Source organism: Candidatus Nitrotoga sp. BS, assembly GCF_927797785.1.
GTDB lineage: Bacteria > Pseudomonadota > Gammaproteobacteria > Burkholderiales > Gallionellaceae > Nitrotoga.
Window position 1 is genome coordinate 14,901 of sequence record NZ_CAKMLL010000034.1, and the last position, 15,531, is coordinate 30,431.

Annotated in this window: 9 protein-coding genes; 1 reads left to right on the forward strand and 8 read right to left on the reverse strand. The window is 52.2% G+C overall.

Features of this window, described 5'->3' with window-relative positions; genetic code table 11:
* Positions 1–74: 74 nt before the first annotated feature.
* The 7 genes from MJ769_RS02935 to MJ769_RS02965 form a co-directional block, all read right to left on the reverse strand.
* Complete coding sequence (locus MJ769_RS02935; RefSeq protein ID WP_239234352.1) at positions 75–3,023, reverse strand: hypothetical protein; 2,949 nt, start codon at positions 3,021–3,023, stop codon at positions 75–77.
* Between the two features lie 189 nt (positions 3,024–3,212).
* Entirely contained in the window at positions 3,213–6,158 is a 2,946-nt protein-coding gene (locus MJ769_RS02940) for a hypothetical protein (RefSeq protein ID WP_239234353.1), read from the reverse strand.
* Between the two features lie 463 nt (positions 6,159–6,621).
* A complete protein-coding gene (locus tag MJ769_RS02945) occupies positions 6,622–8,514 on the reverse strand; it encodes a glycoside hydrolase family 26 protein (protein WP_239234354.1) in 1,893 nt (630 codons plus the stop codon).
* A gap of 338 nt (positions 8,515–8,852) precedes the next feature.
* Positions 8,853–9,695, reverse strand: coding sequence for a chlorite dismutase family protein (locus MJ769_RS02950; protein WP_239234355.1), 843 nt, complete (start codon positions 9,693–9,695; stop codon positions 8,853–8,855).
* Between the two features lie 229 nt (positions 9,696–9,924).
* Positions 9,925–10,596, reverse strand: coding sequence for a peptide-methionine (S)-S-oxide reductase MsrA (gene msrA / locus MJ769_RS02955; protein ID WP_239234356.1), 672 nt, complete (start codon positions 10,594–10,596; stop codon positions 9,925–9,927).
* A 2-nt stretch (positions 10,597–10,598) separates the two neighbouring features.
* Positions 10,599–11,123 carry a peptide-methionine (R)-S-oxide reductase MsrB gene (msrB, locus tag MJ769_RS02960; RefSeq protein WP_239234357.1) on the reverse strand — a complete coding sequence of 175 codons (525 nt, stop codon included), beginning with the start codon at positions 11,121–11,123 and terminating at the stop codon, positions 10,599–10,601.
* A 135-nt stretch (positions 11,124–11,258) separates the two neighbouring features.
* Positions 11,259–12,743: a hypothetical protein gene (locus tag MJ769_RS02965; RefSeq protein WP_239234358.1), complete on the reverse strand. Its 1,485-nt coding sequence runs from the start codon at positions 12,741–12,743 to the stop codon at positions 11,259–11,261.
* 100 nt (positions 12,744–12,843) lie between these two features.
* Between MJ769_RS02965 and MJ769_RS02970 the strand changes: the two genes are divergently transcribed.
* Entirely contained in the window at positions 12,844–14,004 is a 1,161-nt protein-coding gene (locus MJ769_RS02970; protein ID WP_239234359.1) for a MalY/PatB family protein, read from the forward strand.
* Positions 14,005–14,077: 73 nt separating this feature from the next.
* Here the strand turns inward: MJ769_RS02970 and MJ769_RS02975 are convergent, their stop codons facing one another.
* Entirely contained in the window at positions 14,078–15,397 is a 1,320-nt protein-coding gene (locus MJ769_RS02975) for a M18 family aminopeptidase (protein WP_239234360.1), read from the reverse strand.
* Positions 15,398–15,531 lie beyond the last annotated feature (134 nt).

The following is a 15,531-nucleotide window of genomic DNA, read 5'->3' on the forward strand; positions in this document are numbered from 1 at the left end:
GCTCACAAACCACTTTTAACGCTGTGGCGTTTGAATGGCCGGTCTTGAGAGATTGGGAAAAATTTTAGGGCAAGTCAAATCGGAGCACACATGACCACACCTTCATCGATCCAGCCGCGCGTGACGACCTCCTGAATAGCTGCCGCACTACTAGACAAGCGGTGATTACTGTCAATACCACGGGCAAACCCATTGTTATAGGCCCGGTAAACCGGCGTTGTCCCGGCCGGGCAGGTACCATCGGTCGGCGGAGACGAGATAAATTCCAGACTTTCAAAATTCCAGCGCTTCTGCGTGGCGGGCGTGATGGCCTGAAGCTGTTTAAGGCCATCACATTCAGGGCTCGCTAATGTATAAAAATGCGAATTGGGGCCTGGAACCTGGCTGCCGTAAAACCGGCAAACGGGTGTGCTACCACCCGACTTGAAACTACCTCCGGTGCGAATCCAGCCGGGTCCCGCGCTCCCTCCGTCGATCCCCGCAGCCTCATTGGCGTCGGCGGTAATAAAATAGTGATCCAGGTTGGTGTTATAGAACTCAACGATGGGCACATTGGTAATGGCTCCACTCAGATCATAGCGAGCCAGAACAGCACTCGTCGCATCCTGTCCCGCAACAAGCAAACGAGAATTGGCATCGACCGCCAGCGCGCTGATGTTCCACATGCCGGGTAGCGAATACGCCCCGTCGATGCCAAAACTCGTATCCAGACTGTTATTCGGAAGCAGGCGGTATAGTGCAGCCGAATTCGCCGAACTCGTTGGGCTACCGTCACTATTGCGCGCTATCAATACACTGGTGTCGGGCAGCGCAGCAAAATTCCAATCGAAAATACCCGGCTCCGCCAACAAATTATTCGCTCCGATCAGCAGGCCATTACTGGAAATTCGAATCACGAGCAGCGATCCTCTTGGAAAACCGAAGTACATCGAAGGAGATTCGCGAATACCGGCTAGCAGGGAGCCATCGCTCAGTGAAAGCAAGGAGAATGAATCTCCACTGCCGAGTTCATCCAAAAAATCTACAGCATAAGTAAATTGGCCGCCCGTACCAAACGAAGCTACCGGCAACCCATGCGCATCGACCTTATAAAGCCGCAGGTTCTGAGCCGCCAGTACGGCAAAAACCACTGAGCCGTCCCCAAGCACAATCAGATCTGACTGGCGCGAAAGCTCCCAAGGAGGAAACGCAAATTCGATTTTGCCCCGTGTGCCGAAATTTAAGTCAGGCGTGCCATCCGGCATCTTCTGCTGCAAAATGGCATTTCTGCCTGTTGTCGTTCCGTAAAGCAAGCGCCCATCTGGACGAATGCCCAACGCAATATCCGTATTGGCGATCCCTGGTGCTGCAAGAGCGGGGGCGAATCGGGCATCGAGCATTCCGGCTGCGTCAAGTTGAAACGCTGTAACGGTGCCTACCGGGAGAACAGACCCGCTTCCGGTTCCAGCGACGACCGTTATCGCACCGCTTGCTTGTTCAGCGGCACGTACTTTGCCCATGAAGCGGCTGTATTGCCTTGGCGCCACGCGCCCATTCGTCCCGAATGAGATGTCGGGGGAACCATTTGCCGTCAGGCGTTCAAGGAGATAATCAAACGTCGCGCCTGCGTCTGAATTACCGGCAAGCACAACTTTGCCCGAAGTTTCAACCAGTATCGCGTCAACCTTGTCGTTGCTGTAATTTTCGGCGGAGTTCACGATAGCGAAGCCATCACCTCGACCATAGCTGGTTTGAAGATGACCGCTGCCATTGAGGCTTGCTACGGTAGCATTTACGCCGAGAGGAACGCAACCGCCGATGGAGCATCTCTCGGTTTGACTGGCCACTGCCGGTACCAGTAAGCCGCCTACGCCATCTGACAGGATATCTATGGCGGAGAACACACTATAACCGGGGAGTGCAATTGTTGTGCTACCGGCAGCACCAAAAGCACTATCCAGGACTCCGTTGGAATCGAAGTGACGTACACGCGCAGTGGTGGCGTCGACCAATGCGATACTGCCGTCACTTAGTACTGCCAATCCGTTGAGGTTGCGGTTGCCGATCTCAAGTCGACCGGCAGTACCAAAAGACGCATCGGCCAAGCCGCCGGCAGTGATTCGCCACAACACGATATTGTTGCTCGCGAAGGCTGGAGCATATCCCATCAGAAGCAATCCGCCATTAGCAGTGCGCACCATCGTGCCCGGTTGGTCGAAGGGGTTGCCCACGTCGTACCCTGAGACCAAGCCACCATTTCCAAAGCCAGGATTGAGCGTACCGCCAGCCGTCACGCGAACCAGCAGATAAGTGCCACCGCTAAGGAACGTTCTTGCCATGACTGTAAACCCGCCATTCGGCTCAGCGACAACTGAAACGCCCCAAGTCATCCGAAAATTTGGAGGCAGGCCGCTGAGTATCTTTTCGCCGTTCGGTGCATAGGTCGAATCACGCATGCCGGCTGCGTTAAGACGTGTGAGTCGCAATGCAAATTGAGACCCTTGTGAGGGGTTTGAGACTTGCGTGGCGTCCGAGACGATCAGCAGACCGCCGTCTGGCTGTTGCACGAAGCGCGCCGGGGTGACGTCCGCACTGAATAAACCTTGCGTGCCAAAGCTGGTGTCAAGAGTGCCTGCCGACGTGAGTCGGGTCAGCACAAAGCCGCTCCCGTTAGATCCATTTATCAGTATGGAACCATCGGCACCTTGCTCGAGTTGTTGGATTTCGTAAGAGTTTCCATTGGGCAGATCGAACAAGGTCACGCCATTTTGGCCGAATGTGGCGTCAGGGGTACCGTTTGGAAGTAGTCGGAGAACAAAAGCGTGCGATTGTCGCCCCGTTGTCAAACCGGCAAGCAGCAACTTGCCGTCACGCTGCAGGGTGGACGTCGTTGGCCTATCCTCCGCGCCGGTTGGCACTCCGATGCGCACGATGCCGCTGCTTCCGAATGAACTGTCTAGCACTGGCGCTGCGTGCGCTTCAAACATCATGGCATTTAACGCGATGAGCGTAAAAAATATCGCGAATATTTTTTTAGTTTTCATAGTTTTTAATACCTTCAGTAAGCTCGACATTATCTTCCCTTATCAATACGCACACAGTCATAATCAGAAACGTTCTTTTATTAATGCCCCGCTCGTTTCTCTTTCCTTGTGGGCAGCTCACAAACCACTTTTAACGCTGTGGCGTTTGAATGGCCGGTCTTGAGAGATTGGGAAAAATTTTAGGGCAAGTCAAATCGGAGCACACATGACCACACCTTCATCGATCCAGCCGCGCGTGACGACCTCCTGAATAGCTGCCGCACTACTAGACAAGCGGTGATTACTGTCAATACCACGGGCAAACCCATTGTTATAGGCCCGGTAAACCGGCGTTGTCCCGGCCGGGCAGGTACCATCGGTCGGCGGAGACGAGATAAATTCCAGACTTTCAAAATTCCAGCGCTTCTGCGTGGCGGGCGTGATGGCCTGAAGCTGTTTAAGGCCATCACATTCAGGGCTCGCTAATGTATAAAAATGCGAATTGGGGCCTGGAACCTGGCTGCCGTAAAACCGGCAAACGGGTGTGCTACCACCCGACTTGAAACTACCTCCGGTGCGAATCCAGCCGGGTCCCGCGCTCCCTCCGTCGATCCCCGCAGCCTCACTGGCGTCGGCGGTGATGAAATAGTGATCCAGATTGGTGTTATAAAACTCAACGATGGGCACACTTGCCAGCGCTCCGCTGAGATCATAGCGAGCCAGAACAGCACTCGTCGCATCCTGCCCCGCAACGAGTAAACGAGAATTGGCATCGAGCGCCAGCGCGCTGACACTCTCCATGCCGGGTAAGGGAAACGCCCCGCTGATGCCGAAACTCGCATCCAGACTGTTATTTGGAAGCAGGCGATATAGCGCTGCCGAGTTCGTTGCACCGTAACGGCTGCGCGCTATCACCACACTGGCGTTGGGCAATGCAGAAAAATTCCAAGTGAAACTACCCGGATCCGCCAACAAATTGTTCTCTCCTATCAGCATGCCATTGTTGGAAATCCGAATCACGTACAGCGATCCACTTAACGAACTGGACAGTGCGTAGGGAATACCAGCCAGCAGCGAGCCATCGCTCAGTGAGAGCAAGGAGAATGGTGGATAGTGTCCATCAGCAAAAGCATAGGCAAACTGACCGTCCGTCCCAAACGAAGCTACCGGCAACCCATGCGAATCGACCTTATAGAGACGCAGGTTCTGATTCGTCAGCACGGCAAAGACCACTGAGCCGTCGCCAAGCAAAACCAGATCCGCATGGCGTGAAAGCTCCTCGGCAGACAACGGAAATTCAATTTTACCGCTCGCGCCGAAATTCACGTCCGGCGTGCCATCCGGCATTGTCTGCTGCAAAATTGCAGTTCCGTCCGGTGTCGTTCCGTAAAGCAAGCGCCCATCCGGACGAACGCCCAACGCAATATCCGTATTGGCACTCGACGGTGCTGAGAGAGCGGGTGCAAATCCGGCGTCGAGCATCCCGGCAGAGTCAATTCGAAACGCCGTGACGCTGCCGAACTGGCCACGAGATCCTTGCGCGGTTCCAGTCACGACCGTTATCGCGCCGCTTTCTTGTTCAACGGTACGCACCTTGCCCATGAAGTGCGTGTACTGCTTCGGCGCTACGCGCCCATTCGTCCCGAATGAGATATCGGGGGAACCATTTGCCGTCAGGCGTTCAAGCAAATAATCAAAGTTCGCGGCTGTATCTGAGTAACCTGCAAGCACAACTTTGCCCGAAGTTTCAACCAGTATTGAGTCAATCCTGTCGTTGCTGTATTCGGCGGTGTTCATAACAGCGAAGCCATTGCCTTGGCCATAGCTGGTTTGAAGACGTCCGCTGCTATCGAGGCTTGCGACGGCAGCATCCGCGCCGCGAGGAACGCAAAAGGAGCTGCATCTAAAGGCCAGATTGGCCGTTGCCGGTATCAATAAGCCGCCTACGCCATTTGACAGGATGTCTACAAAGTACGTAGTTATATAGCCGGAAAATGCAATAGTCGCGCTACCGGCAACACCAAAAGCACTATCCAGGACTCCGCTGGCATCGAAGTGACTTACGCGCGCAGTGGTGTCGTTGACGGCGTTGAGTAATGCGATACTGCCATCACTCAGCGCCGCCAATCGAAATCCGTGACTGGCGGCGCCGCCATTGTCGATCTCAAGTCGACCGGCTGTACCGAAAGATGCATCGGCCAAACCACCGGGAGTGATTCGCCACAACACGATCTTGCCGCTCGCGAGGGGCGGAGGAGCATTGCCCATTAGAAGCAATCCGCCAATAGCGGTGCGCACCATGGCGACCGGATGATCGGTGGCGTTATACACGTCGTACCACGAGATCAAACCACCATTACCAAAGCCAAAATTGAGCGTGCCGGCGGCCGTCACCCGGACCAGCAAATAGGTGCCACCGATAAAGGTCGCTCTTGCCATAACTGTAAATTCGCCGTCTGGTTCGGCGACAACTGAAACGCCCGAGGCCATTCTAAAATTCGGAGGTAGGCCGCTGAGTATCTTTTCACCGTTTGGTGCGTAGGTCGAATCACGCACGCCGGCAGGGTTAAGGCGTGTGAGTCGCAATGCAAATTGCGACCCCTGCGTGGCGTCCGAAACGATAAGCAGACCGCCGTCCGGCTGTTGCACGAAGCGTGCCGGGGTTCCTTCCACACTGAAAAAACCTTGCGTACCAAAGCTGGTGTCGAGAACGCCGGCCGCTGTGAGCCGGGTCAGTACAAAGCCGCTCCAGTTAGATCCATTTATCAGTATGGAACCATCGGCACCCTGCTCGAGCTGTAGGACTTCGTAATAGTCTCCATTGGGCAGATCGAACAAGGCCACGCCATTCTGACCGAAAGTGGCATCAGGGGTGCCGTTTGGAAGTAGTCGGAGAACAAAAGCGTGCGATTGCCGTCCCGCCGTCCAACCGGCAAGCAGCAACTTGCCGTCGCGCTGCAGGGCGGACGCGGTTGGCCTATCCTCCGCGCCGGCGGGCACCCCGATGCGCACGATGCCGCTGCTTCCGAATGAACTGTCTAGCACTGGCGCTGCGTGCGCTTCAAACATCGTGGCATGCAACGCGATGAACGTAAAAAGTATCGCGAATATTTTTTTAGTTTTCACTGTCTCTAATACCTTCAGTAAGTTCGACATTATTTTTCCTTATCAATACGCAAGTACAGTCATAAAACAGAAACGCCATGTCATCAGGTGTCACAGTAATTTTCTGAATATTTTCAAATATTTGATTGAAATAATATTTATATAATAGTCAGAGCGTCAAACCCTATGATTTATAGGGCACCTCTAAAAATTAAAGTTTCTAGGCAATGCAAGGTAAGTGTAAAAAATTTAAACGCTGCATATATTTGATAGGTAACAATAAATTTGTTACAACGACGCAGTATTGTGAAGAAAATTGGATTTGTAGAAATGTCTTATGGATGTTTATTTATCCGGCACGAATTGAACTTGACTGCCATTCGTGCTGAGCTTGTCGAAGCATAAGAAGCCATTCACATTTCGACAAGCTCAATGCGAACGACTTCTTTGGATAAACGGTGCCGGATCAATAGTAAACTTTTAAATAAAATTCAACAGTTAATTGCGACATAGCCTAGTTTTTTGTTCCTTGATATTCATCAATGAGTAGCTTCATTACTGATTTTTCAGCAGTGTCGACGCCAGGGAAGCCAGCCGTATTTGAAAAGCGGAAGTCAGCTTCATTTGTTTGTGCAAATGCAAAGTCATTAAACCAAACCAACCCTTTTACTTCCGGGCGATTGTAGAGATAGCGGATAGTATCGGTATACCACTGGCTACGACTATTGACGCCATAGCTCGGAACACTCCCGATTTCAGTCACCATGATGGCTTTCCCAGGATAAGTTCTAACCATCGTTTGTATGAAATTTTGGAAAATCTGTTCGCCACTCACCCAGCCACCACCACGTAATGGATCCTTGCCCCAGTTGTAGCCAGACACGCCTATCAGGTCAACATATCCATCCCCTGGATAATAGTTGCGAATTTCGTTTGATGGAGCGGCCACTTCTGGGGGCGATGCGTGGTCGGGCGACCATAGGAATCGCGCGTTGGTAGCTCCGGCAGCTTTGAACATATCAACTATTTTACGAAAAACCTGTACATAACCGGCCGGGTTATTGCCATTGATAATGCCAGTCCAAGTGTTGCTTTGCCCATTCATTTCATGGGCAAATCGAATCATGACTGGGCTGCCAAATGTGCGGACCTCCATCGCAGTTTGATTGATGCATTCATCATGTGCTCCTGACAGAATTCGAGCGTACGAAAATTCAGTCGCATTGCCCAAGCCTAAGCCGTCCTGGTGCGGCTCCCAGGTAATCATTGGGATGGCACCTGTATCTGCCACATTTCGCGGCAGATATGGATATTCGTTAAAAGTTGAGCAGCTCCCATTTGCTGTTCGCCAAGGCTGAAAATACATCACAATTTTTGGTGCGATATTAATATCATTGATGTAATCAGAAATCGCGCTTCCATAATTATTGGTCGGCCTAAGGTGAACGCCAAACAATTTTTCAGTCTTGTCGATCGAAAAGCTTATTGGTCCCGTGAACACATCTACGTTTGCACGTTGCCCATGAACATCAGTGACTACAGCTACAATGCGGTGCTTACCCGACACAAGCTGTGTGGAGGGGACGTAAAAATCAAAAGCGGCCAGATTGGTCACGCCAGGGAAAACAGGGGGCACATCAGGGCGCGCAATGTCTATTCGATCTGACCCGCCGACGTACCGATCATCGATATAGACATCCACTCTGGAAGCGGGCACAACGCCCTCTGTCCAGCCCGCAACACGGAGCTTTTCGACACCTGTAGCGATACCACTAATCATTGGAAGATCAAGATAATTGCGACCGATATGGCCCTTGGTATAAAAAAACTCGCTTTCCGCGATTTGTGATCGGGTGTCATCTACATCCAAGCCTACCAGCGTAATTCTATGATAGCCACGCGCCAAACCAAGGGTGTCGAGATTTACCACAGCACGAAAACCACTGTTTGCTATGTTATATTCAGGAAATATCGCTTGCACGTCGCTTCGAGGAATACCATATGAGGCATCAGCGGCATACCGGCCATTGATCAACACTTCCAGTTTTTTGAATCCCCCTTTTCCTAGAGCCCAGCCTGTTACACCAATCTCACCCGATGCAGGATCGCGGTGCATGGGGCTTTCAATCGATCCTTTGGTCGGGGTGTTGGCGATATTGAGCTTTTTTGACGCACTTGCAATTTTTTCCCCTTGCGCATCAAAGGATGTGACAGTGACCGTCCGAAGGCCATTGGCAAACGCCAAGCTATCAAATTCAAAAATGAACCCAGAGTTTGGCACATCTTGGCGCGGTAGTGGATAGGCCGCCTTGCCGAGTAGCACGCCATCTATTGATACGTTAACGTTACCTGATGACGAGGGCGTCTTCGCCCATCCGACCAAACGCACAGTGTTAATAAGGGTCATCCCTTCTTGGATCGTATGGTCAAAGGCTATTTCCTGAGCGTGGGTCAACGAGGATAGAAAAATGGCTAACCCAGCTAGAAACATACGTGACCAGATGGATGAGATGAAATGAGATAAATGGGAATGTCGCATAGCTACTTCACGCCGTTAGAAAAGTCAAGTTGACTGTTATATCACGTATTCGATTAACTCGCGAAGTCGTTCAGGGCAATGCCCAGAAATTCATCGAATGCTCCCTGGACTTTCTGGGCAGCAAAACGGTAGGGAGCGCATCAAATTTACGACTAAATATCAACTATTGTGATTGGTTCTTGAATCCGCCTCAATATTTGAGAAAGTTATTCAGACAGAGCCTTGATAACCTTTTCCGGGCTGAGAATAGAGCCAAGTGTGGTTGGATCGCCCCAGCGCACATGGTAATTGTTCTCCGGTATTGAGGCGAGAGAGGTCATTAAGTTGTGAAATGCCAATAGATCGTTGGTCTCAAAGTAGGTTATGAAGTCGATATCGTCCAGCCCTGTAGAGTGATAGAGTTTACGCTTAACGTTGGTCATATAGGGTAGTGTTGACACGGCGTGAGTCTCCATCTCCTTTAGCCGTTGCTCAAATGGTAAAGTCCACCACGCTGCGCTTTTCTTTACCGGGATAACGATAGCGTAACGCGGCGCATCGCCGTCATAGGTTGCTGCGCTGAGGCTGGCATTGAGGTTGGGTGATTTTTCTTTTGTGATGTAATTCAATGGCTTCGTCACGCCTACCAGGGTATCGGAAACGTCAGTATTTTTACCGATGGTTGTCGACCGGAATTCACGCATGAATGTCTGCGCTTTAGCGAGATCATAAGCATTTATACGGATGAAAAAATCGGAATTGGTTTTAAGACCGCGAGTCAGATAAAGGTCCACCAGCACATTATCTTTATGCTTTTCGATCAACTTTGCGACTTCTGCAGCGCTACCCATGCGCTCAGTTGCAGACATCTTGTTCCACTCTGGCCGCAGTTTAAACATCGTAACTACGCCAAAAACACCCGGCTGGGTAAGAATCGTGGATCGTTCTATTGTTATTGCATCCATTGTCAAGTGTTGCGCAACAACAGGCGTCGTTTGAAAAGTCATGATTACTGCAATGGTTCCCGCAACAAGGCTTACATGGAGGTTGCGAATTGACAAACGTCTCATAATACTTTTCCTTATGAATGGTTAAAAAGTCAAACAAGCATTGATGTGTTATGCAGTAGTGTCTGGTTAAAATACGGTAGAGATTGAGTCTGCTTTGCACAGAATAATCGCAGTACAGACGTTATCTGCGATTAGATTATCGAATTCGATTACTCAGCACCAGACAATATTACCAGCAACCAGTCTACTTTTGTCGTAGCGGAAAACACGCACTGTAGTGAAAAAATAATCAGTTCTTTTTACCCCATACCTGCTTCAGGCGAGCATCGCGACCGCAGCGGTAACGATAGTATTTGTAGCGAATCGGATTCTTGTTGTGAAAGTCTTGGTGATACTCCTCCGCCGGATAGAATGCGGTGGCGGGCAACAGCTCGGTCACAATCGGCCGGGTAAAACGACCTGAAGATACCAGCGCGGCCTTAGATGCCCCAGCTTGCTGTTGTTGATCCGCATTGTGATAAAAAATTACGCTACGGTACTGCGTGCCATTATCGCAAAACTGGCGATTGGGCGTTAGCGGATCTATCGTCGGCCAGTATGCGGCAAGCAGTTTGGCGAAATTGGTCTTGGCCGGGTCAAAATGCACTTGCACTGCTTCGACATGGCCAGTGTTACCGGCGGATACTTGTTCGTATGTCGGATTGATCACCGTACCGCCGATATAGCCTGATGTGGTGGATATCACACCCGGTATCTTGTCGAAATCTGATTCTGTGCACCAGAAGCAGCCACCCGCAAAGGTGGCAACACCGACCACTGGCTCAGTCCGTTCGCTGGAGGCTATGGACGCAGCCTGTGCCCTTGACTGTCCACAGGCAGCAAATATGGCAAGTATCAGCAAAGCAATATTAAGTGCACTGCGAGCTTTTTTATCAAAAAATGATGGATTCAATATTGTCATAATCAGCTCCTGAGCGCGGGCAGTGGTTCGTCCTTCGGGATAAATCGTAGCGCTAAACCGTTATTGCACCAGCGTTCATTACGTGGCGGTGGCCCATCATTGAACAAATGACCTTGGTGGCCGCCGCAGCGAGCGCAATGATATTCAGTGCGGGGTATAAGCATTTTGAAATCGCGTTTTGTTCCCTCGTGCCCCGCAACGGGTTGGGTAAAACTGGGCCAGCCCGTACCACTTTCAAATTTGTGCGCACTTTCGAACAATGGCAAGTAACAAGCGGCACAGATATAGAGGCCATCACGATGCTCACGATTAAGCTCACTACTATTTTGTCGTTCGGTATCCTCTTCAAACAGCACCTTGTACGCATCAGCAGAGACCAACGCCCGCCACTCTTCATGCGGCTTATTCAGAGGTGTAATTGTGACAGTATCAATGGTAGTAGCCGCCGTCCGGCCGCGTGAACAAGCTGAAATCAACGGAAGCGCAGCCACGATGGCAAGGCTTTGTAGTAGGGTTCGTCGTTTCATGAGATTTCCTTTTGAAAGTTTGAAAGATTCGACCGTGTACTCACATTATCGTTCTCAACGTCCGAACCGGTTGCAACAAACTCTGCACAGATGCGCTCGTCGGCAAACAGCCTATGATTAAGAATAGCAATTTTTTCATGGCACCCTCGTGAATAGCGATTCGATTAGATGCGCATCGTCAAAGTGGCGGCGACCGACAAAAGCGGTTGCGTGACGCCCCCACTGGCGCATCGCGCCCGGCGAGCGGATGCCCATAGGCCATAAAAGAAAGCGCTCAGGGCGTTCAGTGCCGGCGATTAAACCATATCTGCCGAAAAGGCTGCGGTAACCATCAGCAGTGGGTAAGGAACGTAATGTATCGTAGTCTTCCCAGGCCATAGCTTGCGCCGCAGACAGTAATTCGGGCGATGATTGGTCGTGGTAAATTCGCTGAATATAATGAGTGTGGGAAGCAATGCGGAGCACGAGCGGTTGTAGTTCAGGTGCAGGTTGAGGCAGCAGTGGGGGTTCAGAATAGAAAGTGGGCAGGTCATCGCGCAGACGCAGATGACGGCTCGGGAAGAATTCGTGGTAGCAACCGCAGTTATGGATAACGTCATACAACCACGGTTCGCCGTCCGGGCCTAAAGTTACTCGCCAGTTGATGCCGTCTAGCTTTCCGGAATAAATGTCGTTACCGGCGCGCGCTGGAAACCAGACTATATAATTGAGCTGCAACAGCACTTGATCGCCAAAGCGGGTGTGCGAGACCTTGCGATACACCATCGGGCGCGCCACATCCACCATAGGCCCGTTATTTAAATGTGCCATTCCAATACGATCATTGTTATCCACTACATCCACCTCCCATGCCGGGGCAAAGGTGTCAAAAATCTGGTCGAGGTCGGCGCTCGTTGGCATAGGGATGCCGAGTGGATCGAGTGTGCGATGCAGAACATCACCCACCTGTGGCGCAGTGAGCAGCGCACCGGGCGATGACGCCCAGCGTACCAGTTCACCCGCAACTGGCAGCGCTGCCAACGGGGTGGCGAAGGTGTTATGTGTCTCTCTATGCCAAACCGATATTCTGCTGGAAACGACCGGCGCAGTAAGCGGGTAAAGGCCGAGCACCCGCCACCAGGTGACATAATCATCCGGTACGCGAGCGGCATTGCGAAGCATCTTGCGGCGCTCCGGTTGCGCGAGATCGTTGGCAAGCAGGCGTTCACGACAGCGGTTGAGTTCTTCAACCAAGGTGCCGTTGCGATGACTTTCCATCGACGTGGGCAGATTACGTAACTCCAACGCACGCGACTCAGCATCCAAATTTGCCATGTGTGAAGTCCATGCTGTCCAATGTTGCTGTGTGGCCAACTCTCCGCTGAACGAAGCGAGCAGGCGTGATGTGCGTAAGTAGGGAAAATCTTGAACCGGCGATGAACCGTAGTCGCGCACCCCCGCATGATCGATGGCTGCATCGACCTCCTGGTATAACATTCGGCAGGTAGCCAAAGCATCGTCTGTGGGTGCCGCCGGACGGGTTTCCACCGTGGCGCAGCCGGCCATGAATAATGTGACGAACAGCAGAATCAATTCTGATTTGACCAGCACCATGCGGCGTGAATTTTTGGTATGGTCCATGGCTTACTGTTCCATAGAATAAGCAGTGAGGGATATTGTACCGTTCGATACAATAGAATTCACTTTACGCTGTTAGAAGTAACGACCCGGGAGAAATCACTTGAGTAACAGCTTTGACCACGACATCAACCGTACCGGTACCTCCAGCGTAAAATATGACGGGCGGAAAAGCATGTTTGGCGCAGACGAAGTCATCCCGATGTGGATTGCCGATATGGATTTTGCCGCCCCGCCAGCCGTGACCCGTGCCCTGGCCGAGCGCGCCGCCCATCCCGTGTATGGCTACACCCAGTTTCCGGATAGCTTGTACCAATCTCTGATAGATTGGCTTAAACGTCGTCACGACTGGGAAGTGCCGCGCGAGTGGATCATGATGTGCCCCGGCGTTGTACCTTCGCTGCACGCCGCTATCATGGCTTTTACCGAGCCGGGTGACTCGGTAATCGTACAGCCGCCCGTGTATTTTCCATTTTTTACGGCTGTCACCAATACCGGTAGAACGCTGCTGCAAAACCCGCTGCGCATGGAAAATGGCCACTACGTCATCGACTTTGACCATCTGGAACAGTGTGCAGCACAGGCGCGCATGCTGTTGCTATGCTCACCGCACAACCCGGTTGGCAGGGTTTGGAGCGAGCCGGAATTGCAGCACCTCCTACGAATCGCAAAAAAATACGATCTGCCCATAGTGTCAGACGAAATTCACGCAGATTTGATCTACCCAGAAAATAAACACACCACGCTTGCAAAGCTGGCACAGAACCCGGCCCATATCCTGACTACCCTTGCACCCAGCAAAACATTCAATGTCCCGGGGCTGAATCTTTCCTCACTCATCGTGCCGGATCGAGCGCATCGGGCAGCTATTACCCAGGTATTTGACAGGATGCACAGCAGCGCATCCAATCCCTTTAGTATCGTCGCTTTCGAAGCCGCCTACCGGGAAGGCGATACATGGCTGGATGAGTTGCTGGCCTATCTGCGGGATACTCGAGATTACGTCGAAAATTTTCTGGCCACCCATCTCCCTAAAATCAAGCTTATCAAACCAGAAGGCACCTACCTGCTATGGCTAGATTGCCGTGAACTCGAGATGAGCGACGCGCAACTCAAGCATTCCTTTGTGCATAAAGCCGGCGTGGGGATGAGCCCCGGCATTCTGTTTGGTGAGGGCGGAAGCGGATTCATGCGCATGAATATTGCCGCACCTCGCCATACCATCGTGGCTGCTCTTGAAAATATTAAGAAATGCGGAATGTGAGGAATGGTGATAGATAAAAAAGGGGGTTCACGTATTACATTTCACATTTAAAATGTAACACCCCGTGATTTTTTTACGGCCCCTCCGAACCCCAGCTGCTAAATGCGGCTTTCATCGCCTTGATCATGTAAGCCACATCCTGCACGCCTGCGCTTTCACGCAGACTGTGCATGGCCCACATGGGTGAGCCAACATCCACGCTGGCGATACCCAGACTGGCAGCAACAATCGGGCCGATGGTGCTGCCGCAGCCGAGGTCGGTGCGGTGGGTGTAGTTCTGGTAAGGCACACCGGCACTTTCGCACAGCGTGATGAAGCGCGCGGCGGTATCCGCATCGGTGCTGTAGCGCTGGTTGGCGTTGGTCTTGATCACCGGGCCGGCATTCACCATCACACGGTGATTGGGTTCGTAAGCGTTGGGGAAATTGGGCTGGTAGGCGTGCGCCATGTCGGCGCTGATGAAAAAACTGTGTGCCGCAGCGCAATGCTGTTGTTCATCATCCAGCTCCATACACAGGGAAATGCGCTCGACCACATCACCGGCAAAACTACCGCCCGCACCCGCAGCGCTTTCGCTCCCTACTTCTTCATGGTCAAAAAAGGCGGCGATGCAGGTGGCAGCGGGAGCAGGGGAGGCAAGCAGCGCGGTGAGGGCAGCGTGGCAAGAGGCGAGATTGTCGAGCTGACTGCTGGCGATGAACGCCTGCTCAGCTCCCCAGAAGGCACCAGCTTGAGTGTCGCATACGGTGAGCTCGTAGGTGAGGATGTCCGGTGCCTTCACTTTCAACTCATCCGCAACAAGGTTAAGAAATTGCTCACGTGCGGAAAGCTTGTTATCGGCAATGGCAAACAACAACGGCAATTCGGTTTGCTTGTTGAGCTTGAGGCCTTGTTCGTTCACCTCCCGGTTCATGTGGATGGCGAGGTTAGGCAGGCGCAGCAGCGGTAGTTCGAAGTTGATCAATCGTGTTTCAAATTCATGAGCAGTGCGGACATTCACGCGTCCGGCCAGGCTCAGGTCGCGGTCGGTAAAGGTCGCCAGTATCGGCCCGCCGTATATCTCCACACCCAGGCGTACCACGCCGTCACTTGCATGTGCCGCATTGGTCTTGAGGCGTAAACCGGGAGAATCGGTGTGCGCGCCTACCATGCGAAAGCCGGTTTCAGGCAAAGGCTGCTGTCCGATCCTGAAAGCAATCAGCGATGCACCCCGCACCACGTAATAACCTTTGCCGGTTTCCAGCTTCCAGCGCAGCTTCTCCTGCAGATGCACAAAACCCTGTGCCTGCAAACGTTGCGTGATGGACAGCACGGCATGCCACGGGCTGGGGCTGGCGTCGATGAAGTTTAGCAGGTCTTGCGCGTGGGCGCGGTCTTCGGGGGTGATGGGCATAAAACTTCCTGAGATTATGAATACAAATTATTGATCCGGTACAAATAGAGTTCCACTTCGTTCGGCCTGAGCCTTTCGGCTACGCTCAGGAGAGCCTTGTCGAAGGCTTGTGGAATCAAATGCGGCAGGCACCA

What these genes read in the sequence shown, in the direction of transcription:
- MJ769_RS02935 (WP_239234352.1), bottom strand. Translation starts at nt 3,023, where the DNA reads ATGAAAACTAAAAAAATATTCGCGATATTTTTTACGCTCATCGCGTTA.
- MJ769_RS02940 (WP_239234353.1), bottom strand. Translation starts at nt 6,158, where the DNA reads ATGTCGAACTTACTGAAGGTATTAGAGACAGTGAAAACTAAAAAAATA.
- MJ769_RS02945 (WP_239234354.1), bottom strand. Translation starts at nt 8,514, where the DNA reads ATGACCCTTATTAACACTGTGCGTTTGGTCGGATGGGCGAAGACGCCC.
- MJ769_RS02950 (WP_239234355.1), bottom strand. Translation starts at nt 9,695, where the DNA reads ATGAGACGTTTGTCAATTCGCAACCTCCATGTAAGCCTTGTTGCGGGA.
- msrA (WP_239234356.1), bottom strand. Translation starts at nt 10,596, where the DNA reads ATGACAATATTGAATCCATCATTTTTTGATAAAAAAGCTCGCAGTGCA.
- msrB (WP_239234357.1), bottom strand. Translation starts at nt 11,123, where the DNA reads ATGAAACGACGAACCCTACTACAAAGCCTTGCCATCGTGGCTGCGCTT.
- MJ769_RS02965 (WP_239234358.1), bottom strand. Translation starts at nt 12,743, where the DNA reads ATGGACCATACCAAAAATTCACGCCGCATGGTGCTGGTCAAATCAGAA.
- MJ769_RS02975 (WP_239234360.1), bottom strand. Translation starts at nt 15,397, where the DNA reads ATGCCCATCACCCCCGAAGACCGCGCCCACGCGCAAGACCTGCTAAAC.